Origin of the sequence: Desulfuromonas versatilis, from assembly GCF_019704135.1 — a bacterium.
Lineage (GTDB): Bacteria > Desulfobacterota > Desulfuromonadia > Desulfuromonadales > NIT-T3 > Desulfuromonas_A > Desulfuromonas_A versatilis.
Map to the genome: position 1 here is coordinate 4,400,789 of NZ_AP024355.1, position 23,069 is coordinate 4,423,857.

General features: G+C 67.4%; 20 protein-coding genes. 5 read left to right on the plus strand and 15 right to left on the minus strand.

The features are described 5' to 3' along the window. Positions 1 to 65: 65 nt before the first annotated feature. Positions 66 to 1,343 carry an HDOD domain-containing protein gene (locus DESUT3_RS19750; protein WP_221250209.1) on the plus strand — a complete coding sequence of 426 codons (1,278 nt, stop codon included), beginning with the start codon at positions 66 to 68 and terminating at the stop codon, positions 1,341 to 1,343. Between the two features lie 153 nt (positions 1,344 to 1,496). Further along, positions 1,497 to 2,477 (plus strand): Cache 3/Cache 2 fusion domain-containing protein, encoded by a 981-nt coding sequence (locus DESUT3_RS19755; RefSeq protein WP_221250210.1) that lies wholly within the window; start codon positions 1,497 to 1,499, stop codon positions 2,475 to 2,477. Here DESUT3_RS19755 and DESUT3_RS19760 read toward each other — a convergent pair. From DESUT3_RS19760 to DESUT3_RS19805, 10 genes are all read right to left on the minus strand, one after another. Then, positions 2,459 to 3,553, minus strand: coding sequence for an AI-2E family transporter (locus tag DESUT3_RS19760; RefSeq protein WP_221250211.1), 1,095 nt, complete (start codon positions 3,551 to 3,553; stop codon positions 2,459 to 2,461). The genes DESUT3_RS19755 and DESUT3_RS19760 overlap by 19 nt on opposite strands. 37 nt (positions 3,554 to 3,590) lie before the next feature. After that, complete coding sequence (locus DESUT3_RS19765) at positions 3,591 to 6,620, minus strand: hybrid sensor histidine kinase/response regulator (protein ID WP_221250212.1); 3,030 nt, start codon at positions 6,618 to 6,620, stop codon at positions 3,591 to 3,593. Positions 6,621 to 6,767: 147 nt separating this feature from the next. Further along, positions 6,768 to 7,742 carry a tRNA 5-methoxyuridine(34)/uridine 5-oxyacetic acid(34) synthase CmoB gene (gene cmoB / locus DESUT3_RS19770; RefSeq protein ID WP_221250213.1) on the minus strand — a complete coding sequence of 325 codons (975 nt, stop codon included), beginning with the start codon at positions 7,740 to 7,742 and terminating at the stop codon, positions 6,768 to 6,770. Position 7,743: 1 nt separating this feature from the next. After that, positions 7,744 to 8,475 carry a carboxy-S-adenosyl-L-methionine synthase CmoA gene (gene cmoA, locus DESUT3_RS19775; protein ID WP_221250214.1) on the minus strand — a complete coding sequence of 244 codons (732 nt, stop codon included), beginning with the start codon at positions 8,473 to 8,475 and terminating at the stop codon, positions 7,744 to 7,746. Positions 8,476 to 8,594: 119 nt separating this feature from the next. Further along, complete coding sequence (locus DESUT3_RS19780; protein WP_221250215.1) at positions 8,595 to 8,786, minus strand: hypothetical protein; 192 nt, start codon at positions 8,784 to 8,786, stop codon at positions 8,595 to 8,597. Beyond that, the gene (locus DESUT3_RS19785) at positions 8,783 to 8,947 is read right to left on the minus strand and encodes a hypothetical protein (protein WP_221250216.1); all 165 of its coding nucleotides are present in this window, start codon (positions 8,945 to 8,947) and stop codon (positions 8,783 to 8,785) included. The genes DESUT3_RS19780 and DESUT3_RS19785 overlap by 4 nt, the downstream gene beginning before the upstream one ends. 415 nt (positions 8,948 to 9,362) lie before the next feature. Beyond that, entirely contained in the window at positions 9,363 to 9,839 is a 477-nt protein-coding gene (locus DESUT3_RS19790; RefSeq protein ID WP_221250217.1) for a hypothetical protein, read from the minus strand. A gap of 204 nt (positions 9,840 to 10,043) precedes the next feature. Further along, positions 10,044 to 12,545 (minus strand): glycogen/starch/alpha-glucan phosphorylase, encoded by a 2,502-nt coding sequence (locus DESUT3_RS19795; protein ID WP_221250218.1) that lies wholly within the window; start codon positions 12,543 to 12,545, stop codon positions 10,044 to 10,046. Between the two features lie 130 nt (positions 12,546 to 12,675). Beyond that, positions 12,676 to 14,280 carry a MopE-related protein gene (locus DESUT3_RS19800; RefSeq protein ID WP_221250219.1) on the minus strand — a complete coding sequence of 535 codons (1,605 nt, stop codon included), beginning with the start codon at positions 14,278 to 14,280 and terminating at the stop codon, positions 12,676 to 12,678. Between the two features lie 97 nt (positions 14,281 to 14,377). Continuing rightward, complete coding sequence (locus tag DESUT3_RS19805; protein WP_221250220.1) at positions 14,378 to 15,973, minus strand: DUF445 family protein; 1,596 nt, start codon at positions 15,971 to 15,973, stop codon at positions 14,378 to 14,380. Positions 15,974 to 16,125: 152 nt separating this feature from the next. On the opposite strand from DESUT3_RS19805, the gene DESUT3_RS19810 reads away from it, so the two are divergent. Next, positions 16,126 to 16,638, plus strand: a complete 513-nt coding sequence (locus DESUT3_RS19810) for a GNAT family N-acetyltransferase (RefSeq protein ID WP_221250221.1) — start codon at positions 16,126 to 16,128, stop codon at positions 16,636 to 16,638. Beyond that, positions 16,635 to 17,771, plus strand: a complete 1,137-nt coding sequence (locus DESUT3_RS19815; protein ID WP_221250222.1) for a M20 family metallopeptidase — start codon at positions 16,635 to 16,637, stop codon at positions 17,769 to 17,771. Before DESUT3_RS19810 ends, DESUT3_RS19815 begins: the two co-directional genes overlap by 4 nt. Before the next feature lie 25 nt (positions 17,772 to 17,796). Here DESUT3_RS19815 and DESUT3_RS19820 read toward each other — a convergent pair whose 3' ends face one another. The 3 genes from DESUT3_RS19820 to DESUT3_RS19830 all read right to left on the minus strand — a co-directional run bounded on the left by DESUT3_RS19820 (position 17,797) and on the right by DESUT3_RS19830 (position 19,579). Further along, positions 17,797 to 18,018 (minus strand): hypothetical protein, encoded by a 222-nt coding sequence (locus tag DESUT3_RS19820; RefSeq protein ID WP_221250223.1) that lies wholly within the window; start codon positions 18,016 to 18,018, stop codon positions 17,797 to 17,799. A gap of 63 nt (positions 18,019 to 18,081) precedes the next feature. Next, positions 18,082 to 18,270: a hypothetical protein gene (locus tag DESUT3_RS19825; RefSeq protein WP_221250224.1), complete on the minus strand. Its 189-nt coding sequence runs from the start codon at positions 18,268 to 18,270 to the stop codon at positions 18,082 to 18,084. A 313-nt stretch (positions 18,271 to 18,583) separates the two neighbouring features. Beyond that, the gene (locus DESUT3_RS19830) at positions 18,584 to 19,579 is read right to left on the minus strand and encodes a sugar nucleotidyltransferase (RefSeq protein ID WP_221250225.1); all 996 of its coding nucleotides are present in this window, start codon (positions 19,577 to 19,579) and stop codon (positions 18,584 to 18,586) included. Between the two features lie 161 nt (positions 19,580 to 19,740). Between DESUT3_RS19830 and hslO the strand changes: the two genes are divergently transcribed. Continuing rightward, complete coding sequence (gene hslO / locus DESUT3_RS19835; protein ID WP_221250226.1) at positions 19,741 to 20,607, plus strand: Hsp33 family molecular chaperone HslO; 867 nt, start codon at positions 19,741 to 19,743, stop codon at positions 20,605 to 20,607. Between the two features lie 88 nt (positions 20,608 to 20,695). On the opposite strand, the gene DESUT3_RS19840 is transcribed toward hslO, so the two are convergent. Both DESUT3_RS19840 and DESUT3_RS19845 read right to left on the minus strand, forming a co-directional pair. Further along, a complete protein-coding gene (locus tag DESUT3_RS19840) occupies positions 20,696 to 21,145 on the minus strand; it encodes an OmpA family protein (protein ID WP_221250227.1) in 450 nt (149 codons plus the stop codon). A gap of 148 nt (positions 21,146 to 21,293) precedes the next feature. Next, on the minus strand, positions 21,294 to 23,069 hold the full coding sequence (locus DESUT3_RS19845; protein WP_221250228.1) for an ABC transporter ATP-binding protein: 1,776 nt from the start codon (positions 23,067 to 23,069) through the stop codon (positions 21,294 to 21,296).

Genomic DNA, 23,069 nt, shown 5'->3' on the forward strand with positions numbered 1-23,069 from the left:
GATTTTTTGACAGCCCGCGGACCGGACTCTCCGGCCAGGGGGGCGACAAGCCAAGGGGGAAGGGCATGAAGCGCATCGGCGGCGATCTCGGGATGATGGACCTCCATGACCTGCTGATTTGGGGGGCTGCCCAGGGCAAGACCGGGTCGCTGAAGATCTGGGACGACAAGATCGTCAAGACCTTCTACCTGCAGGAGGGCAAGATCGTCTTTTTGACCTCCAACAAGGAAGGCGAAAGGATCGGCGAATTTCTCGCCCGGGTCGGCTGCCTGGAGCTGAACCTGATCAAGCACGCCATCCAGGAGAGCCAGCGGCTGGGCGTCCCCTTCACCCGCTACCTGCTCGACCAGAAGCTGATGCCGCGCCAGAACCTGCTCAACGTCGTCGGCCGGCTGGTGGTCACCGCGCTGGCCGACGCCCTGGGCTGGGGCGGGGGCAGCTTCGAGTTCAGCGACGCGCTCCCCCCGACCATCATCAACGGGCCGATCATGCTCGAGGCCGCCGACCTCATGGAGCGGGCCGTGGCCCTGCGCGAAAAGGCCGCCGCCCAAACCGGCGACCGCGACGCCGAACTGCTCAGGCAGATCGCCCAGCGCATGGCCGCCGGCGACATCGACATCCCGCCGATCCCCGACACCCTCGTGCGCCTCAAGCAGTGCATGGGCGAGGAGGGCCCCAGCGTCCACGAGATGCTCAAGATCATCATGGGCGACCAGATTCTCACCTCGAAAATCCTCAAAGCGGCCAACTCCACCTATTACGGGCTCCCCGCGCCGGTCACCTCGCTGCAGCACGCCATCGTCTACATGGGCTTCAAGACCATGGTCAACATCGTCACCGCTTATGCCCTGAACAAGATTTTCGTCAAGAATACCGAGGAGATGCGCGCAATTTTGCGGCACAGCCTGATGTGCGCCTACCTGGCCAAGAAGATCGGCGCCGCGGTCGGCATGGACGAGGAGGAGGCGTTTGTCTGCGGTCTGCTCCACGACATCGGCAAAACCGCCCTGCTCAACCTGCTGGCCGATTACGAACTGACCCGCGAGGAGCGCGACAAGGTGATCCGCAAATACCACCCCCAGGCCGGCTCCCTGCTGGCCATCAAATGGAATTTTCCCGAGCTGGTGCGCAACGCCGTACGCTTCCACCACGAGCCGGCCGCCGCCCCCGCCGACCAGGCCGCCGCGGAAATCGTCTGGCTGGCCGACGCCCTGCTCAACGCCCCCGATAAGGCCGAGCAGCTCATGGGCAAGCTCGCCTTCCTGCCCGTCGCCAGGCTCGACCTCAAGGGGCTGCTGGCCGACCTGGAAACCATCGAGGAGGCCGCCAGGGCCATCATCTGACCCGGCCCCGCGGGGCCGGGTCCTACCAGGCGAATTTTCCTTTTCCGCCCCTTCCCGCTTCCATTTTTATTAGCCATGCCTTAAGATGTTGGCCGACCGACGGTTCACAGGGACCGAACAGGCTTCCCCATCATCAACAGGAGGCGGCGGCCGGTGCTGCACCCACTCCGTTTCAAAATCCTCGCCCTGGCCGCCTTTCTGCTGGCCCTGGCGGGCTTCGGCCATGTGCTCTACCAGAGCATCTACGGCTGGAATCTGGACCGCTGGGCCCGCAACCAGGCCCAGCAGACCGCCCGCAACACCTACCTGATGTGCCGCACCGCCCAGGCGGCGATCCACCGGTCGCTGCAGGCGCCGCTGAGCGAAGTCCGCGCACAGCTCCACCGGGCCGCCCCCCAGGCCTTGCAGGGGCTCGAAATGGCGGCCGGCGCCGCCGGCGAAGGCGAAGCGCTCCGCCCCGACCAGGCGCTGGGCGCGCTGCTGGAAAGTCTGCGCAGCAAAACCGGGCATCCGGCGGCAGTCTACCGGCGCATCGAGGAGACGGGAGAGCTGGTGAGGATCGGCGGGGGCGAGGAGAAAACCCCAGGCGGGGAATACCCCGGGCAGGTGCTGCCGGGCAGTGATCCCGCGGCCCTCCGACTGGGGGCGCAGGAGCTGGTCCTGTTCCCCGGCCGGGCCGAGGGGCGCTGGGTCATGGTCGCCCTGCTCCCTTTGCGCCGACCCGGCGGCCAGGGGGTGGCCGGGGCCTTGCAGGTGGTGCTTACCAGCCCTGAGCTGGAACAGCTGGTGCGGCGGATCATGGCGACCTTGATCGGCCGCGACGGCTACGTGTTCGTGCTGGGAGGAAAAGGCGAGCAGCGCGGCCGCTACCTGCTGTCCAAGGACGGATTGCGCGACGGTGAGGACATCTGGGATTCGCTGGATGCCACCGGGCGCCCTTTCATCCAGGCGATTGTCGTGCAGGCCCTGGCTCTTGCCGAAACGTCCGGGGGGGAAGAGCTGCCGGTGGTTTTCGAGCGCTACCCCTGGCAGAACCCGGGAGAGAAATCAGCGCGCCACAAGACCGTGGCCATTGCCTACTTCGAGCCCTGGGACTGGGTCATCGGCGCCGGCTACTACGAAGACGAATTCTGAGAGGCTTCGCCTTCGCCCTCCCCCTGCGCCGAACCTTCGGCATGCGCCTCGCCCGGGGCGCCCAGCAGCACGGCCAGCCAGCGGGTGTCCTCGCCGGTTTCCAGGGCGATCTTCACGCTCATGGTCAAGGGCACCGAGAGCAGCATCCCCACCGGGCCGAGCACCCAGCCCCAGAAAATCAGGGAAACGAACACCACCAGGGTCGACAGGCCCAACCCCTTTCCCATGAAACGGGGCTCGATCACGTTGCCGAAAACCACGTTGGCCAGCAAAAAGCCCGCGGCGGCCAGCAGCGCGCGGCCGGCTCCGAACTGGATGTAACCGAGCAGCACCGGCGGCACCGCGGCAATGATCGAGCCGATGTTGGGGACGTAGTTGAGCAGAAACGCCAGCAGCCCCCAGAGGATGGGGAAGTCGATACCGAGAATCGCCAGCAGGCCGGCCACCGCGGCCCCCGTCCCCAGGCTCACCCAGGTCTTGATGGCCAAATAGCGCTTAAGCCCCTCGACGAATCGTCCCAGCGAAGCGAAGATCCTCGGCCCGTCGCCGAAGGCGGCGCGCAGCTTGGCGGAAAAGCCCGCCGCCTCGAGCAGCATGAAAATCACGGTGAGCAGGATCAAAAAGGTGTTGGCCAGCACCCCGCCCAGGCCGCTGAGCATGTTGGCCACCAGGCGCATGGCCGCGCCCGGGTCGATCTGCTCGGCCAGCGAGCGGTCCGGGGGCTCGATGCCGAGGCGGCCGAGCCAGCCGATCAGGGTTGCCGCCTCCTGCTTGAGGCGGGCCTGGTAGCTGGGCAGGTTGCGGTAAAAGTCGTCGACGGAGGTCCCGACCAAAGCCGCCACCACCAGCTCGACGGCGAGGATGCCGAGCACCACCAGGGTCACCGCCAGGGGGGCCGGAACCCGGCGCCGCTGCAGCCAGAAAACCGGCGGGGAACAGATCACCGCCAGAAAGGCGGCGAGCAGAAAGGGGACCAGCATCGATTGGGCGGCCCGCATGCCGGCCACCACCACCACGAACGCCGCCGCGCTCAGCAGGATGCGCAGCGTGCGGCCCTTGTCGACAGGATCATTCAATACAGCGATCTCCCTCCCGGGCGGAACGCACCGGGTATCAGGCTCCGGCAGCCGGAGCACCCTCGAGCCATTTCTCCACCATGGTCAACAACTGCTGCTGCTTGAAGGGCTTACGCAGGTAATCGTCCATCCCCGCGGCGCGGCAGCGCTCGGGGTCGTCCTTCTGGGCCCGGGCGGTCAGGGCCAGGATCGGCAAGCGGCAGCCGGCGCGGCGCAGCTCCCTGGTCGTCTCGTAGCCGTCCATCACCGGCATCTGGCAATCCATCAGCACCAGCTGGAAGTCCCCCCGGGCCACCGCCGCGAGCGCGGTGCGCCCCTCGCCCACCACCTGCACCCGGTAGCCCCGGCTTTCCAGGATGATCTGCACCAGCCGCTGCGCCGTCGGATTATCCTCCACCAGCAGCACGTTTCGGTGCGCGGGGGTCGGCACGGGAGAAGGGCGACCCGCCCCCGGCGCAGGCTCCCTGCCCTCGAAGCCGGCCAGCAGGGCGGCGACCTTCTCCAGCAGCTGCGCCGGCCGGGGGGGCTTGCGCAGCCCCGGGCCTTCAGGCCGGCCGCTTTCGCCCCAAACCCGCCCGGGCAGCGGTGAGCGCAGCCAGAGCAGCTTGGCCCCGGATTGCGCTGCCGCGGCCCACAGCTCCGCCACCCGGTCTCCGGCCAGCGCCTCGTCCAGGATCATCAGGGACGGGGTGGCCTCGTCCAGGACCTTAAGAGCCTGGTCAGCGTCGGTCGCCGCCACGGGCCGCAGGCCAAGCGCCTCGAGCCAGGAGCCGAGCATGTCACAAAGCGCCTGGCTCGGCGCCGCGATCAGGACCCCGAGCCCCCGGGTGCCGGGAGGCAGGGGCGCTGGCGGAGCGGGGCGCTCGCCGGCTTTTTCAAAAGGCAGACTGATCCAGAAGGTGGAACCCTGCCCCACGCCGCTCTCCAGGCCGAGCTGGCCGCCCATCAGGGCCACCAGCTGGCGCACGATGGCAAGCCCAAGACCCGTGCCGCCAAACCGGCGGGAGGAGGAATCATCGGCCTGGTAGAAGGATTCAAAGATCCGCCCCTGTTCCGGCGGCGCCACACCGATCCCGGTATCCTGGACCTCGAAGCGCATCTGCACCTGGGGTCCCGTCTCTTCGGCCAGCCGCACCCGGATCACCACCTCGCCCTGCTCGGTGAACTTGACGGCATTGCCGATCAGGTTCAGCAGCACCTGGCGCAGCCGCCCCGGATCTCCCCGCAGAACCTCGGGAGCCCCGGGATCAAGGTCGCCAACCAGCTCGAGGCCCCGGGAAAAGGCCTTGTCCGCCAGCAGCTCCAGCGCCCCCCACAGGGTTTCGGCCAGGTCGAATTCGACCTTCTCCAGGCTCAGCTTGCCGGCTTCGATGCGGGAGACGTCCAGTACGTCGTTGAGAATGCCCAGCAGGGCTTCCCCGGAGTTGTGCGCCGTTTCGGCGAAGCTGCGCTGCCGCTCGTCGAGGTGGGTGTTCAGCAGCAGCTCGGTCATGCCGAGCACGCCGATCAGGGGGGTGCGGATCTCGTGGCTCATGTTGGCCAGAAAACGGCTCTTGGCCAGGCTGGCCTCCTCGGCGCGTCGGGCAAGCTCGCGGGCAGAGGCCAGCGAGTCGGCCAGCTCCCGGGTCCGTTCGGCCACCTGGGCCGCGAGGTCCTGCCGGTGCCCCTCGAGCTGCTCCACCAGGGCCGCGTTTCGCAGGTTGATACCGATCACCGAGGCGATGCCGGTCAGCAGGTTGAGGTCGCTCTGCAGCAGATGCCGTTGGGCGCAGCCCTCCACGACCACCATGCCGAGGGCCTGGCCCTCCACCGCCACCGGGCAGCACAGAAAATCGCCCACCCCCAGCTCCCGGAGCAGCTCGAGGGTCGGCGGCCGGACCCGCCCGGTCAGCTGCAGCGGACCGTGAACCAGCAGGGACAGCCGCGCCCTGAGCAGGGTCCAGAGGGCCGGTTCCCGGCAGGCCTCCGGACTCCCGTCGAACAGGGCGGAAATCCTCTCCAGCTCGGCCATCGCGAAGCCGAAGCAGGCCCCGAGCCGCAGCTGGTCGCCCCGCGCGGCGCAGAGCAGGATCAGGCCCCGCCGATAGCCCAGGCGGTTTTCAAGAATCCCGCAGACCCGGGAGAGCACGGCGTCCACCGAGGTTCCGCCACCAAGCAGGCTGCCGACCTCATTGATGGTCTGCGCGTTGTCGTAGTTGAGCTGCAGCTGCTCAAGCAAACTGCTGCTCGACTCGCCCATGCCGGCCAGGGCGGCCTTGAGTTCGGCGCGGCTTTTCGCCTCGGCCAGCAGGGTCAGCGCGCCGAGCGCCACAAACCCCGCCGGCAGCGCGACGTGCAGGGCCAGCCAGGGCGAGAACAGCAGCAGCGGGAAAAACCCGCAGGCGAACAGCCCGCAGGCCAGGTTGCGCAGCCGCGCCCAGGCCCAGGAGGCGGGCTTGCGCCAGGAGACCTCGTAGCGGCAGGCCTGCGCACCGTTGAACATGCACTCGGGATGATGAACCTGCGGGTCGCAGCAGCGGTGCAGCAGGGCGGCGGCCTCCAGGTAACCCATGCGGTTCTGGCACTGGTAGGGCTCCTCGCTCACCCCGGGGTTGGGCGAAACGGTGATGGCCATGCGGTTGAGGGCGATGATCTCCGCCTCGTAGCGGCACGAGCGGCTGAGGGTCGCCGCGATCTTCTGTGCCGAAGTGAACATGGTTTCCGGGGTCAGGAAGCCCAGCGCAAAGCGCCGCATGACCCCCAGGGCCTCGGGGGAAGCGACGAAACGTCCGGCCTCGCGGGCGATCTCCAGGTTGCCGGTGAGCTGCTCGACACGCTGCTGAAAGCGGTTGACCTGCTGCTGGGAAAACCAGTGCCCGTGGTCGTTGACCTGGTAAAGGGTCATTCCGGCGGACGTCAGCAGCTCCTCCTGCTTTACCCGGGGATAGTTGTGGGAGAGAAACCTGAGGTAATTCTTGATGATGCGGCTGTTGTAGAGGGGAGGATCCTGGCTCCCGCCGGAGCGGCCGTGGCGACGCCTGCCGGAGGCGGCCAGGTTTTCCCCGAGGTCGGCGGCGGTTGGCTTCAAGCGAAGATCCTTTCCCGACAAGCGGCCGGCAGCCGCCGCAAAGGGTGAGGGGGTGGATGGAGCCGGCCCGGATTCCAGAAACCCCTGCTCTTCTAATACTTGCTGGCGCGGCTGCCTGTCAATAAAATCCCGCGGTTTTCGCGGGATTCAGCCCGGGTTGCGGGCGATCAGCAGGGCGCGCCGCGGCGCCGGATAGCCTTCGATGGTCATTTCCGGGTCGCGGGGGTCGAGGAAGTCCTCCAGCGTTTCGGTGTTGACCCACTCGGTCTTGCGCTGTTCGGCGCCGGTGGTGCGACTGACGTCGACGCAGCGGATCGCGGTGAAGCCGGCGCGCCGCAGCCAGATCTCCAGGCAGGGGACGCTGGGCAGGAAATAGACGTTGTTCATCTTGGCGTAACGCTCGGCGGGGCACAGCGCCAGCTCCCCCTCGCCGGGAATGACCAGGGTTTCCAGCACCAGCTCCCCGCCGCGGCGCAGCATCCGGCGCATGGCCGCCAGCGTCTCCAGGGGGGCGCGCCGGTGGTAGAGCACGCCCATGGAAAAGACCGTGTCGAAGTAGCCCGCCATGTCCGGCAGCTCCTCGAAACGCACCGGCAGGCCGTAGACCTGGGGAACCCGGGCGTAGTGCTGCAGCAGGCGGAACTGGAACCAGTTGGTCAGGTAGGGTTCGATCCCCAGGGCGAGGGCCGGGTCGGCCGCGGCCATGCGGAACAGGTAGTAGCCGTTGCTGCTGCCGATATCCAGCACCCGGCGCCCGGCCAGCGGCGCGATGTGCTCCCTGAGGCGGTTCCACTTGAGCGAGGAATCCCATTCGGCGTCCAGCTCGATGCCGAACAGCGCGAAGGGCCCCTTGCGCCAGGGGCGGTAATCGCCCAGGGCGGCCCGCAGGGTCTCCCGGGAGGCAGGGTCGAGATCCCCGGGATCGCCGATCCGCACCCTGTCCGAGGCCAGCTCGACGCTGGCCGGCGCCCCCTCGGGAAGCGAGGCGAAGGTGTCCAGGTAGCGCCTGGCCTTGGCGTCGACCCCGGCGATGTAGCGCTGCTTGCGGGCAATCAGCGCGGCGAGCTCCCCTGCCCAGGGGCCCAGGCCGAGCCGCTCGGCGTGCTCCAGCAGGCGTTCCATCTCAGGACTCCCGGAGAGCGACCAGCGCCGCGAAGTTGAACCATTTGAGCCACACCTCGACCGGCCCGAAACCGGCCCGGCCCAGGCGCTCGCAGTGAACCTCCAGGGTTTCGGGGATCAGCACGTTTTCCAGGGCCTCGCGCTTTTGGCTGATTTCCAGCTCCGAGTAGCCGTTGTCCCGCTTGAAGCAGTGGTAGAACTCCTGCTGCAGCTGGGCCAACGTCGGGTTTTGCTGGGTGATCTTCTCGGTAAGCAGCAGGATGCCGCCGGGGGCCAGGGCCGAATGGATGCGCCGGATGAGGGTGTCGCGGTCGGGCACCGGCAGAAACTGCAGGGTGAGGTTGACCACCACCACCGAGGCGTTCTCCAGCGGCAGGCTGCGGATGTCTTCGGCCGCCAGCGACACCAGGGCGGCCTCGGGCCGCTCGGCGAGCCGCCGCCGGTAGGCGTCGAGCATCGGCTGCGAAGTGTCCACCGCCACCATCCGGAAGGGCCGCCCGGCCATGGCGGCGCACAGGGCCATGCCGAAATTGCCGTTGGAGCAGCCCAGGTCGTAGATCCGTGTCCCAGGCTGGTAGAAACGGGCCGCCAGCTGGGCCTGGCGCAGCAGGGTCTCGCGATACAGGGGGACCGAGCGCTCGAGCATGTCGTCGAAAACGCCGGCGACCTGCTCGTTGAATTCGAAGGGGATGATCCTCTCCCGGGGGGAGGCGTATATTTTGTCCTGCGCCATGGCTGTGCAAGCTTCCTTTACCACGCAAAGTAAAGCTCGCATTTTACAGGGCCGGCACCGGGTTTGACAAGAGGGCAGGAAAATTCCCGCGCGGAACTCGGGCGACAGGGGCCCGCCGCTCAGTTCCAGGACTCTTTGACGGGTTGCAGGCAGGTGGTGAGACTTCTGTGGAAGAGGATGCTGATTTTGTTGCGCGGCCCGGGCAGCGCCCTGAAAGGAACGCTCGGCGCCTGGCCGGCCTCCCTGGCCAGCAGTGGGGGGTGCCCCCGCCAGGCGGCCAGGGTGCGTTCGGCGATCGTGGCGAATTTCATTTCTGTTCCGCCGCGCCCAGGTAGTCGCGAATCTTCTCCGCCCGCTTGAAATCGTCGGCGGCGTTGCGGGCCATGGAAAATACCCGCTCACGGTTGAATCGGCTGATCGTGCGAAAATATTGGATCAACTGGGCCTCTTTTTCGGTGACATCAAGAATCATTCCGCCTCCATTGCTGTTAACGGCCCGGGAAGGCCGAAACGGCGCCCTCCCGGACCGGGATGGTTACTCCTCGAAACTACCCTCCTACCTCAGCAACCCCCGTGCCAGGCCGATTTTCATGGTCTTTCCAGCTATTTGCATGTGCCAGGCCCCGTCGGAGCGAAATCCCGCCCACCGGCAGCAGCGCAAAGCGTCTGCGGATGCCGACAGAATCCCCGCCGCGGGCGCAAAGGTTGCGAAATCAGGCGAGTGCTGCTGTCGCGAAACGGCGTCAACGACGCTTCCCGGGCGCGGGCCAAACCACCTCCTGCCCGGGAAGGTCTGCGCCCAAGCCGGCCAATCCCTTCCCCCCTCAAAAAAAACGCCAGGGAATCTCCCTGGCGTCCGGTCTGTGGCGAAACCCTGCCCTTGACGGTCAGGCCGTCCCCCTGGCACCTGCGCCCGGAAGCGCGGGTTGGCGGCCGATGCTGGCCGCCAGCTGATTGCGGCCCCGGTGGAAGCGGCGGATGAATTCGGCGGGCCGGTACAGGCACAGCTCGGCCATGGCGAATTCGTCGAACTCCCGGAAGACGGCGGCGAGCGTCTGCCGGTCCACCCCTTTCAGGGAAGGCTTGCCGGGATGCAGGCGATCGGCCACGATGCGCAGCACCGGGCCGGAAACCAGGAAGAAATCGAGATCCTCGCGTTCCGGGATCAGGGCCCCGTGCTGGCGCATGGCCCGGACCAGCTCCAGCAGGGCTTCACAGGTTCGGATGCTGCCGCCCTGGCTGCTGAGCAGTTCGGCGGCCAGCAGGGTGGATTGCCGCCAGCAGCGGGACCTGACCAGGTTTCGCCGGACAACGGCCCGGACGTGATCCAGGGCATCCAGGTAGTTGGGAGTGGATTGGAGCATGCGACCTCCTCTGACGGATCCATTTGAACAAACCAATGTTAGATTAGTCCAACTCTGTCGCGATGGCAAGAAATTCTTTTATGCCATGGGAGGTTAGGGGTGGCGGGAGGGATTTTTCTGGGGGAGGGCCGGCGCGGCAGCCACGGGGAAGCGGACATCTACTGTCCGCCTCACCCTGGCCACCGGCCGCACGCCGGGAGCGGGTTACGGAGCCGCCGGCACCGGATTGAGCTTCCAGATTTGCGCGTTGTACTCCTCCATGGTCCGGTCGGTGGAAAAACGGCCGCTGAAGGCGGTGTTGAGGATGCTCATGCGGGTCCAGACATCGCGGTCCCGGAAGGCCGTGGCGGCGCGGCGCTGGGCTTCGACGTAGCTGCGGAAATCGGCCAGCACCAGCCAGGGGTCCTGGGGGCTGGTGAGCGAGTGCAGGATGGGATCGAAAATCCCCGGTTCACACTGGTTGAAATGGCCGCTTTGCAGCAGCTGCACCACCCGGCGCAGGTCCCGGTCGGCACCGATGATCCCCCAGGGATCGTAATGGCGGCGCTGCTCGGCGACCTCCTCGGCGGTCAGCCCGAACAGGAAGAAGTTGGCGTCGCCCACCTCTTCGCGGATCTCGATATTGGCGCCGTCGAGGGTGCCGATGGTCAAGGCGCCGTTCATCATGAACTTCATGTTGCCGGTGCCCGAGGCCTCCTTGCCGGCCGTGGAGATCTGCTCCGAGAGGTCGGTGCCCGGGCAGATCAGCTCCATGGCCGAGACCCGGTAGTTGGGCAGGAAGGCGACCTTGAGCAGGTCGCCGACCGCCGGGTCGCTGTTGATCACCTGGGCCACGTTGCTGATCAGCTTGATGATGCGCTTGGCCATGAAATAGCCCGGCGCCGCCTTGCCGCCGATCAACACGCAGCGCGGCGTCCAGTCGGTGGTCTCGCCGCGCTTGATGCGGTCGTAGAGGTGGATGACGTGCAGCACGTTGAGCAGCTGGCGCTTGTATTCGTGGATGCGCTTGACCTGCACGTCGAACATGGCCGAAAGGGGGAAGTCGACCCCGCACTGGCTGCGGACCAGTTCGGCCAGCCGCTGCTTGTTCTGCTGCTTGACCTGGTGCCAGCGCCGGCGGAAATCGCCATCGTCGGCATGGGGAGCGAGTTCGCGCAGCCGCTCCAGGTGGGCGGGCCAGCCCTCGCCCAGGGTTTCAGTGATCAGCTCCGTCAGCCCCGGGTTGCACCAGGCCAGCCAGCGGCGCGGGGTGACGCCGTTGGTCTTGTTGTTGAACTTGTGCGGCCAAAGCTCGAAGAAATCGCGGAACAGCCCTTCGCTGAGCAGCTTCGAGTGCAGCGCGGCGACGCCGTTGACCGAGAAGCTGCCGACGATGGCCAGGTAGGCCATGCGCACCATCGGCACCGGGCCCTCCTCGATGATCGACATGCGCCGCAGCCGCTCGTGGTCGCCGGGCCACCTGCGGGAGACCTCGGCCAGGAAGCGGGCGTTGATCTCGTAGATGATCTCCAGCAGCCGCGGCAGCAGCTGCTCGAAGAGGGGCACCGGCCACTTCTCCAGGGCCTCGGGAAGCAGGGTGTGGTTGGTGTAGGCCATGGTGCGGCAGGTGATCTCCCAGGCCTCGTCCCAGCCCAGCACGTGATCGTCGAGCAGCAGCCGCATCAGTTCGGCGACGCAGATCGCCGGGTGGGTGTCGTTGAGCTGGAAGACGTTCTTGTCGGCGAAGCTCGCCAGGTCGATCCCCTCGGTGCCGATCCACTGGGCCAGCACGTCCTGCAGGCTGGCCGAGGCCAGGAAGTACTGCTGGCGCAGGCGCAGCTCCTTGCCGCTCTCCGAAGCGTCGTTGGGGTAGAGCACCATGGTGATTTTCTCGGCGTCGTTCTTGGCGGCCACCGACTCGGGGTAGGAGCCGGCGTTGAACTCGCCGAGGTCGAACTCGTCGGTGGCGGTGGCGCTCCACAGCCGCAGGGTGTTCACCGTGCCGTTGCGGTAGCCGGGGATGGGGAGGTCGTAGGGGACCGCCAGCACGTCCTGGGTGTCCAGCCAGCGCGCGCTGAGCCGGCCGTCAGCGGTGCGCTTGACCTCGCTGCGGCCGCCGAAGCGCACCCGCTGGGAAAATTCGGGGCGCTCGATCTCCCAGGGGTTGCCGTCACGCAGCCAGTGGTCGGGTTCCTCGAGCTGCTCGCCGTTGCGGATCGACTGGCGGAACATCCCGTAGCGGTAGCGGATGCCGTAGCCGAGCACCGGCAGCTGCAGGGTGGCGCAGCTGTCGAGAAAACAGGCCGCCAGCCGCCCCAGGCCGCCGTTGCCGAGACCGGCATCGGCCTCCTCCTCGGCCAGCTCCTCGAGCTCCAGGCCAAGCTGGTGCAGGGCTTCACCGACTTCGCCGACCACCCCCAGGTTGAGCACGGCGTTGCCCAGCGAACGCCCCATCAGGTACTCCAGGGACATGTAGTAGGCCCGCCGGCAGCGGCTGTCCTGGTAGGCGTAGCGGGTGTTCTTCCAGCGCTCCATGAGCCGCTCGCGCAAAGTCAGCACCAGCGCCTCGTAGAGGTAGTGGGCGGTGCGGCAGTTCTTGTCCCGCCCCAGATGGTGGGAATAAAAACGGCGGAAATCCTTTATCAGACTCTCCGGGTCGTTTCCCAGCGGCGGCAGATCGGTCAGATCGGTGGCCGGGGTACTTTTGTAAAGGCGTCTGGCGTCCATGGAAAACCCCTTGCAGCGGATCGGGTGGGAGGTTCGGCGAATCTTTGTAATTATACCCGCCGGTCTGCGCTGTCAAGACGCCTGGCAGCCGGGCGCCGGATTGTCCGCCCGGGGGCGGGCCCGGGTCCGACTACCTGCCGCAGGCGAAAAAGGTGATGTACGCCCCCACCCGGGAGACCCCCACGGCCTGCACCGCGCGGCTGAGCAGGTTGGTGTTGTGCCCGGCGGAGTTGCGCCAGCCCTCGAGCATCGCTTCGGGGCTCGGGTAGTTCCAGCCGACGTTTTCCACGCAGTTGCCATAGCCCGAGCGGCTGAAGCGCTCGGTGAAGCCCTCGTGGCTCAGCACCCCGCTGGCCTGCATGTTCTGGCTGTGCTCACGGGCCAGCTCATGCAGCTGCGCATCGAAAGCCAGTCCCCCCAGCCCCTGCTCCGCCCGGTAATTGCTGATCAGCTGGCGCAGGCGGCTGTCGAAGTCGCTTTCGGCAACCGGGCAGGCCAGGTCGGCCCCGTCGCAGTCCTGGTCGATGCCGTCGCCGCACACCTCCGTCGCCCCGGGGCGACGGGTGAAGTCGCCGTCGTCGCAGTCGCCGGAAACCCCGTCGAGGTCCCTGGCCTCGGCATAGGCCGGGCCGGGGCTCTGCGGCGCCTCCAGGCTGCTGCCGTCGGAGTAGCCGTCGCGGTCGGCGTCGCGGAACCAGAGCCGGTTTTCCGCCTGAGGGCAGGCCAGGTCGGCGCCGCTGCAGTCCTGGTCGATGCCGTCGCCGCACCACTCTGTCGCTCCGGGGTGACGCCCCGGGTCGGCATCGTCGCAGTCGAGGGCCGGCCCCTTGAGCTCCGCGGCCTCGAAATACCCCGGCCCGGGGCGTTCCAGGGTCGAAAGGGTGCCGCCGCCCCCGAAACCGTCGCCGTCGGCATCCAGGTACCAGAGCCGAGGCTGACCGGGCAGGCACTCGGGAGCGACGCCGTCGCAGTCCTGGTCGATGGCGTCGCCGCACACCTCCACCGCGCCCGGGAAGATGTCGGCCGCCCGGTCGTTGCAATCCCCCTGCTCCTCGCTCAGGCCGTCGCCGTCATCGTCAAGCCGAGCGAGGCTGGCCCTGAGGTGAGCGCGGGCCTGGGCGGCGGAGCGCAGTGCGCGGTCGCCGCCCTCGGCAAACACCCCCCGTGCGTTCAGATGGGTGAACAGCTCCAGTAGCGGGGCCTGGTTGGCGAAGTCGGCGGCCCCCAGGCTGAAGTCGATGAGCGAGGCGCTCAACTCCGCCCCCGCTTCGGGGGGCAGGACGATGCCGTTTTCCGGATCGCCGTCCAAGTCAAGTGACTGCAAAAGGCGACAGAGATTGGTGACCGTGCCGTTGGTTTCGTCGATCGCCCCGGGGACCAGGGTCACCGGGGTCACGATGGCCCGCCCGGCGACGCGCCCCAGTTCCTGGGAACCGAGCAGGAAAACCACCTGCTCGCCAGCGCGGTAATTGAAGCTGCCGCCGCTGCCGGTGAGGCCGCTGAGAGACGGGGTCCGGTAGGCCAGTCCAGCCACCGGGCTGTCGATGAAAACCCCTGTCAAAACTGGGGTTTCTGGTGAAGTTCCGGAAGGGTTGCCGGCCTCGCCGCCGCCCCCGCCCCCGCCGCAGCCGGCCGCCAGCAACAGCCCCAGCAGGGCCAGCACCAGCCCCAGGGACCAGCGCCCCCCGGATTTGGTCCGCCGGCGCGGTTTTTTCGAAAAGATCGGTCTGTGCATGTCCACCTCCGCCCGCTATTCCTGGAAGGGGTCTCCAGCTTTGCTGCGGGTTCAGAGGTGTTCTGCAAAAACTCCGCCAGGGGCTCGCCGGCAGGCGCTATCCCAGCTGCAGGGCGAACAGGTTGATCAGGCCGATGAGGAAACCGAGCAGGGCGCCGAACAGGTTGATGTACTTGAACTGCTCCTTCATGATCCCCATGAGCAGCCCTTCGACCTGCAGCAGGTCGAGGGAATTGACCTTGTCCTCGACGATGCGCCGCACATTGAGGGTCTCCACCAGCGGCGGGACCTCCTTCTTCAGCAGCTCGGCCAGCTGGCCATAGAGGCCCTGCTCGAGCTCCTCGCGCACGTCGGCGGGAATCCGGGCCGAGAGCTTGCCCAGCGGCCGCTGGAACAGCCACTGCTCGAACTTCTCGGCCAGCAGCGCCTCCAGCGCCCGGCGCGCCTCGGGAGCGCGCAGCAGGGTGAGCAGGCGCTCGGCGAGCAGGCTGCGGCCCCGTTCCAGCCCCCCCTCGGGCAGGGCGGATTCCAGCAGCGCACGGAAGGAGCGGTCCTTGACCCGGTCGATGCCGCGCTCGGCAAGATTCAACAGCGAGTCGGCGGCGCGGCGGCTCTGCACCAGCTCCACCGCCCGGCCCCGCACGAAACGGCGCACCCCGGCGACCTTCTCGTAGGGGACTTTCTCCAGGTACTCGCTCAGCGAGCGGTCGAGCAGCGCGTCGATGCGCTCGCGCAGCATCAGCGCCACCTGGGCCTGGGTCTTCTCCTCGCGCAGCCAGCGGGCGATCTCGTCGCCGGCCTTGTCGAGAAACTCGGGAATGCGCTCGTAGAGCTTATCGAGGTTGATGAAGCCGGCCAGCAGGGCGGTGAGCCCACCCAGCGAATCGAGAAAGCCCTCGATCGCCTCCTTGCCCTTTTTCACCAGGCGGCGGCGGAACTCGGGGTCGTAGAGCAGACCGCCGAACTTCTCCAGCAGCGGCGGGATCTCCTTCTCGAGCTGGGAGAGGATCACCTCCACCAGGTCGGCGGGGAGCAGCTCGCGGATGGTGCGGTCGGTCTGCAGCCACTGCTCGGTTTTGCCGTCCACGAAGCGGGCCACCGCCACCCCCACCTGCTTGGACTGCAGAAAGGCGCTGAGGCGGCTGTCGAGGTGACGGCGCAGCCCGGCATAGCGTTCGGGGCTGAGAAAGCTCTCCAGGTCGCGGGAGAGCACCTCGTCCCCCTTGCGGTCGAGAAACTCGCGCAGGCGGATTTCGAATTCGGGACTCTCCAGGTAGTCGAACACCGCCTTGAGCGCCTTCCAGCGCAGCAGGCCGGCCAGGTCGCGGAAGCGCGCCTTGAACTCGCCCGGGACCAGGGATTCGACGGTGCCCAGTTCCCGGTCGAGGAAGTTGGCCAGCTTATCGCTCACCGCCCCCTTGAGCTCGCGGCGGAACCCCTCCTTGGCCAAAGCCCGGCCGACGTCCTCGCTGGTCAGCAGGTGGCTGCCGACCATCTCACCCATCTTCATGGCCAGTTCGCCCCGCTTGGCGGGGATGATCCCCGGGGTCATGGGCAGGCGCACGCCGAGGACCCGCCAGGGGCGCAGGGGGCGGAACAGCATGCGGATGGCGATGTAGTTGGTCACGTAGCCGATGAAGGCCCCGAGCAGCGGAGGCATCAGGTAGGGGAGCAGGTTTTGGATGGTCGTCATGGTCTTGGCGGATCCTTTGCGCGAGCGGTTTATCAGCCTTTACGGCAATCTGTCATCATACCCCCTTCGAGATGCAAGAACAAGCGGTGCAAGCCGGTTTAATCTGCTATACTTCTGGCACTTGAAATTACTCCACGAAGAGGTCCGGCAGCATGGAAAAAGAGGCAGACTCGGGCAGCGACCGGCTGCGCATTCGCGAAATGACCATCGACGATTTCTCCGAGGTGTTCCACATGGGCGAGGAGGTCTTCACCTCCGACTACTCCCCCAGCATGTACCGCACCTGGGACGAATACGAGATCACCACCCTGTTCAATTCCGACAGCGAGCTGTGCCTGGTGGCCGAGGCCGACGAGGAGCTGCTCGGCTTTGCCCTGGGCACCACCGTGGACAAGGCCAACTCGGCCTGGAAATACGGCTACCTGGTCTGGCTCGGGGTGCGCAAGGGGCTGCAGAAGGCGGGGGTGGGCGATAAGCTGTTCCGCGAAATCAAGCGGCGCATGGTCGACCAGGGGGTGCGCATGATGATCATCGACACCGACGCCGACAACGAGGCAGGGATCCGCTTCTTCAAGAAGCAGGGCTTCGGCAACGTTCAGCAGCACGTCTACATGACCCTCAACCTCTCGCGCCGCTCGCGGCGCAGGAAGGAGCGCGCCGAATGAGCGACCAGTTGCTGGACAGGGTCTGGAGTGCCATCGATCCCGAACGGGTGCGGCGGCTGCTGCTGGAGATGGTGGAGATCTACTCGCCCTCGGGCAAGGAAGAGGATGTCCAGCTCTACCTCGAGGAGGTGCTTGCCGGGGCCGGCTTCGCGGTGGAACGCCAGCCGGTGGAGGAGGCGCGCTACAATCTGCACCTGGTGATGGGCGAAGGTGAGCCGCAGCTCTACCTGGTCGGCCACGTCGACACGGTGGCAGCCTGGGACCTGGAGGAGTACGGGCCCCGGGAGGAGTGGGGGGTGGTGCGCGGGCTGGGCACCGCCGACATGAAAGGGGGCTGCGCGGCCATGGTCGAGGCCTGGCTGGCCCTGGCCAGCCTGCCGCCGGAAGAGCGCCCGCCGGTGGGGCTGCTGCTGGTGGTCGGCGAGGAGGAGAACGGCGACGGCAGCGCCGAGTTTCTGCAGACCCGCCGACCGCCCTGGGTGGTGATCGGCGAGCCGACCTCGCTGGCCCCCTGCTTCAGTCATTACGGCTACCTGGAAGCGGCCCTGACCACCCAGGGGCGGCGCATCCACTCCTCGCTGCCGGAACTGGGGCACAACGCCGTGGAGTCGATGCTGCGGGTGCTGCTGCACCTGGGCAAAGACCCGCTGTTCGACCGGCAGAGTTCGGACATCGTCTACTCGATCCGCGAGATGAGCTCCTCGCGGGCCGGGTTCGTGGTGCCCGACCGCTGCGAGGCCCTGATCGACCTGCACCTGCCGCCCGAGACCGACCCGGCCCAGGTCCAGCAGGCCATGCGGGAGCGGCTGGCCAACGCCGGCCAGTTCGTCGAGGGCCTGAACCTGGAGGTCAGCTTCGACTTCGCCTCGCGGGGCTACCAGATCGGCGGCGACAACCGCCTTGGCCAGGTGCTCGAGGCCATCTATCCGCGCCTCAACCTGCCCCTGAGGTTCGACGCCTTCCGCTCCCACTCGGACGGCAACCTGTTCTTCGAGGCCGGCGTCCCCTGCCTGATTCTCGGCCCGGGGTCGCTGGAAACCGCCCACACCCCCGACGAGCAGACCTCGCTGCCCGAGGTGGAGGCCGCCGCGCGGATCTACGCCGCGCTGTGCCTGGGGAGCCGGGCCGGTTGAGCGGGCCCGCCGCGCCCCCCGCAGTTCAGGGGGCCGGGGGAGCTATCGGGGGTTCGCGCCTGGCCCGGGCCTTGAGCAGGCGGCGCATGGCCAGGTAGCTGAACTGGACGCAAAGCGCCAGGGCAAAGGCGCAGGCCAGTGCCGAGAGGAAAAAATTGCACGCGCAGGCCTCGGTCTGGACTGCCCAGGCGGGGTGAGCCCAGCCGGCCAGCGCGCAGAGCAGGATCCATCGAGCCGTGTTACCCATGTTCTCCTCCAACCGGCAAAGCCGGAAACCTCCCCAGGCCACCGGGCGACTTGCCCCCCTCCGCTACTCCTCCTCGAAATCGGGATGGCGAGACAGGAAGGCCGCCAGGGCGACCAGAGCAAAGCCCCCCAGGTAGCCCGTCGCCAGCAGGGCCCAGGGCCAGTCCATCCGTATCGCCAGGAAACCGCCGGTCCAGGCGGTCAGGACCAGGGTTGCCCCCAGCACCAAGGTTCTCTCCAAAGGCCCAAGCATTCCGCAACTCCTTTCGCTTCGCGCCGTGCCGGCGCCGTTTGCGGTAATCCCAGGAGCAACCAGCGTACCAATCTGTTTTAAGGTGATTTTTCGGATGGTTACGGGATGGGACCGAAAGCGGACGCGGCCCGCGCCAACTGCCGGAAGAGAAATGTGTCGGATTCGGCCGACAAACGAACCGGCGAAATCCGGCCAGGGGCCCGCCTGCTCCGATCCCGGAGCCGTCGGCGGCAGGCGACAGGGGGGGGAGGGTTCCGGGACGGACGGAAACCCGGGCGAAGAGCCCGGGCCGCCGGCCCGGAACCGGTCTGGGTCAGCCTTCCATCTCGATCAGCGAGTGGTCGCCGATATTCATCCGCCGCGGCGAGCCGATCAGGGTCACGCTGTCGCCGAGGATCGAACTGTGCAGGATCAGGTCGCGCACCTTGCTGTTGGCGTTGATGATCGAGTCCTTGATGATGCTCTCCTCGACTACGCTGCCGGCGGCCACCGAGACGTTGGGGCCGAGAATCGAGCCGCGCACGATGGCCCCCTTTTCCACGTGCACCGGTTCGATCAGCACGGTGTTGAGCACCTCGCCATGCACGTGGTGCCGGCCGCGCAGCAGATAGCGGTTGGTCTCGAGCAGAGTCTCTGGCTTGCCGCAGTCGAGCCAGGCATCGATCTCGGGAGCACGGAACTTCAGGCCGTCCTGGATCATGCGCATGAACACCGACGGCAGGTAGTACTCCCCCTTGACCTTGTCGCCGGCGGCGATGGTCGCCTCGAGGTAACCCATGAACCGCCGGCCGTCCTTGAGGTAGTAGAGCCCCACCTGGGCCAGGCGCGAAATGGGGGTGTCGGGCTTTTCGACCATGTCGACGATGTAGCCGCCGCGTACCACGTTGACCCCGAAGCGCTGGTAGTCCTCAACTTCCTTGGAGTAGATCAGCCCGTCGCTTTCGGCGCACAGGGAGGGGATCTGCTCCAGGTCGGTGACGAAGATGGTGTCGTTGAACACCACCAGCACGTCGTCCCCTTCGGCGATGCGCGGCGCCGCCAAGGCCACGGCGTGGGCCGGGCCGAGCCGCTCCTTCTGCACCGTGTAGCTGCAGTTGAGGGCGGGGAACTTGGCGGCCATGAAATCCTCGATCTGCTTGCCGTTCTCGTCGGTGATGAAGATGAACTCGTCGGCGCCAAGAATCATCAGCCGGCTGATGATGTGCTCGAGAACCGTCTTGCCGGCCACGTGCACCAGCGACTTGGCCTTGGTATGGGTGTGGGGACGCAGGCGGGTTCCCTTGCCCGCCACGGGCAGAATGATCTTCATCGACTCCTCCTGGCAAGAAGCTTGTCAGGCAGGGGCGCTTCCGGTAACATGCGCCCTGCCAGAAGCATGGTTTGAAACGGCAATAATAACCCAACCTTCATGAACAGACAAGCCGGGTAAGGCGGTTACTCCCCGGCAGCACCAAGTGCAAGGAGCAGAGCATGAAAGACCAGCTGGTCCGCATCCTGAGCAACGACGGGTCCCTGCGCGCCATGGCCGCGGTCACCACCGAACTGACCGAGGGCATCCGCCGCCGCCAGCAGACCGACCCCACCGCCACCGTGGCCATCGGCCGCCTGGTGACCGGCGCCGCCCTGCTGGGCAGCCTGCTCAAGGGGGAGCAGCGCCTGGCCCTGATGATCGAGGGGAACGGGCCGCTGCAGAAACTTCATGCCGAAACCGACGCCAAGGGGCACCTGCGGGCCTCGCTGAAAAACCCCGTGGCCGGCCTGCCGCCCAAGGCGGGGCGCTTCGACGTGGCCGGGGCCGTTGGCCGCGCCGGGTTTCTGCACGTGGTCAAGGACCTCGGCCTCAAGGAGCCCTACCGCAGCATGGTCCAGCTTTACAGCAGCGAGATCGCCGAGGACCTCGCCTACTACCTGACCACCTCCGAGCAGGTCCCCTCCACCGTAGCACTGGGGGTCACCCTGGGGGGTGACGCCTCGGTGGCCGCCGCCGGCGGCTTCATCGTCCAGGCCATGCCCGGCGGCGACGAATCGCTGATCCCCCTGCTCGAGCAGCGCCTGGCGGCGCTGCCGCCGACCACCGACCTGCTCCACGAGGGGCGCGGACCCCTGGCGATTCTCGAGCTGCTGCTCGAGGGGATCCCCTTTGCCGTGAAAGAGCAGATCGACCTGGCTTTCCAATGCAGCTGCAGCCAGCAGCAGGTGCTGCGCATGCTGGCCGGACTGGGCAAGCCCGAACTGCGCGAACTGCTGGCAAAGGGGGAAAATGTTGCGGTCACCTGCGAATTCTGCAAGCAGCACTACGAATTCGCCCCCGAGCACCTGGAACCCTTGTTGAAATAACCCGGGAATTCAGAATCCAGAATTCAGGAGTCAGAAGGGAATGCACCGATCCTTAGGCTTTCTTCTGGATTCTGGATTCTCCACTTATCTAATCCCGCCGCAAAACAATCTCCAGCGGCGCCCCCTCCCCGGCCTCGGCGCTGATCGCGAGGCGCTGCGCATCGACCCCCTGTTTCCTGAAATACCGCTCCAGCAGCTCGGCGCGCTTCTGCGCCAGCACCAGGTCGTACTCGGCGGAAACCCCGGTGGCGGCCCGCACCACCGCCTGCCAGGATGTGCCCTGATGGGCCCGCAGCAGCGCGGCCAGCGCCCCGAGCCCCTCGGCCTCGTCGGCCCGGGGCAGGGCGGAGAGATGCGGAAAGAGGCTCTCGCCGGGAAAACGGATGCCCGGAGGCCCGGCCTGGCCCGCCTCGCCACCCGGCAGGGCGGCCAGCTGGGCACGCAGCGCGGCCTCATCCAGCGGCGCCGGCCCCCGGGGCGGGGCGCAGGAGAAGAGCAGAAGCAGCAGCGGGACGAACAGCAGTCTGGGCAGGTTCATGGTGGAGCCTCTGGCAATGGGGTTGGTCTTTTGCGGCCGCGTCAGATCCGACGGATCGGACCGATCCGACCGATCCGTCGGATGATTCGCGGCCGCAAACGAAGTATAAAACAAAAAAGCCCGGTTCAGACCCTCAGCCGAACGGCGATCATTCCTTGGCGCCGTTGCCCAGCCCCAGGTTCTGCAGGCGCCACATGCGGGCATAGAGCCCGTCGGCCGCCAGCAGCTGCTCGTGGGTACCCCGCTCGCGAACCCGCCCGGCGCGCAGCACCAGGATCTGCGAGGCGTGCCGGGCCGATGCCAGCCGGTGGGCGATGAGCAGCACGCTGCGCCCCTGGGTGGCGGCCGCCAGACCACGCCCGACCACCTGCTCGGTCACCATGTCGAGGCGGCTGGTAGCCTCGTCGAGGATCAGCAGCTGCGGCTCGCCGGCCAGGGCCCGCGCCAGGCAGAGCAGCTGGCGCTCGCCGGCCGACAGGTTGCGCCCCCGCTCGGCGAGCCTGGCGTCCAGCCCCCCCAGGCGCTCCACCACCGCCGCGGCGCCGGAGTTCTCCAGCACCTCGTGCAACACGGGCTCGGCCAGCCGCCCTTCGGGGTCGATGTTCTCCCGCAGGGTTCCGGCGAACAGAAACGGCTCCTGGGACACCCAGCCGATCCGCCGCCGCACCTCGGCCGGGTCGAGTTCGGCCAGGTCCTCGCCGCCGAGCAGGATGCGCCCCGCGTCGGGCGGGTAGAAGCGCAGCAGCAGGCGGGCCAGGGTGGTCTTGCCGCTTCCGGTATCGCCCACCAGGGCCAGGGTGCGGCCGGGGGGAATCTCCAGATCCACGCCCCGCAGCACCGGCGTGGTCCCGTCGTAGCTGAAGCTCACCCCCTCCAGGCGCACCCCGTTATGGCCCCCCGCCGGCGGGCGCCCCGCCGCCTCGAGAGGCTGGTCCTGCAGGTCGAAAATCCTCTCCAGGGAGGCATTGCTCGACTGGATCACCGAATACTTGGCCGAGAGATCGCGCAGCGGAGCGAAGAATTTCTGCACGTACTCGATAAAGGCGACCAGGGTTCCGAAAGTCGCCGCCCCGGCCACCACCTCGCCGCCGGCCCGCCAGAGAATGGCCGCGATGGCCACGGCGCCGAGGGCCTCGACCACGGCATAGAGGATGGCGTCCCAGTTGACCACCCGCAGGGTGCTGGCAAAGTAGTCCTGCTGCAGTTCCTCGAACTCGTCGAGGGTGCGCTGCTCCTGGCCGAACAGGCGCACCTCGTCCACCCCGGCGATGCGCTCGGCGACAAAGGCGTTGAGCCCGGCCAGCCGCGAGCGCACCCGCCGCATGGCCCCGCGCATCTGGCGCCGGAACAGCAGCAGGGTGAGCGCCAGCAGCGGGATCACCGAAAACGCCACCAGCGACAGCTCCAGGTCCATCCAGAGCATGATCGAGACGATCCCCACCAGGGTAAGCACATCGCCCAGCGCCGAGACCACCCCCGAGCCGAACAGTTCGCCGACGTTCTCCACATCGCTGGTCATCCGGGTCACCAGCCGTCCCGAGGGGTGCCGGTCGAAGAAGGCGACCGGCAGCCGCAGCAGGCGGCGAAACCCATGCCGGCGCAGGTCGGCCATGACCCGCTGCCCCACCCCCTGCACCAGGTAGCTCTGGCAGAATTGCAGCAGGCTTTCGGCGAGCAGGGCCGCCATGAACAACGCCGCCAGGCCGGCCAACCCCTCCAGGCGGGCCGGCACGATGTGACTGTCTATGGCGATTTTAAGCAGGTAAGGCTGCGCCAGCTTGGCCACCGCGACCAGCGGCAGCAGCGCCAGCGAAGCGAGCGCCGGCCAGCGATAGGGCCGCAGCAACCCGAGAAACCTCAGGTAGAGCCGCCAGTCGAGGTGACGCCCGGTGATCTCGTCGCCGTCGTGAATCCCGTGCCGCAT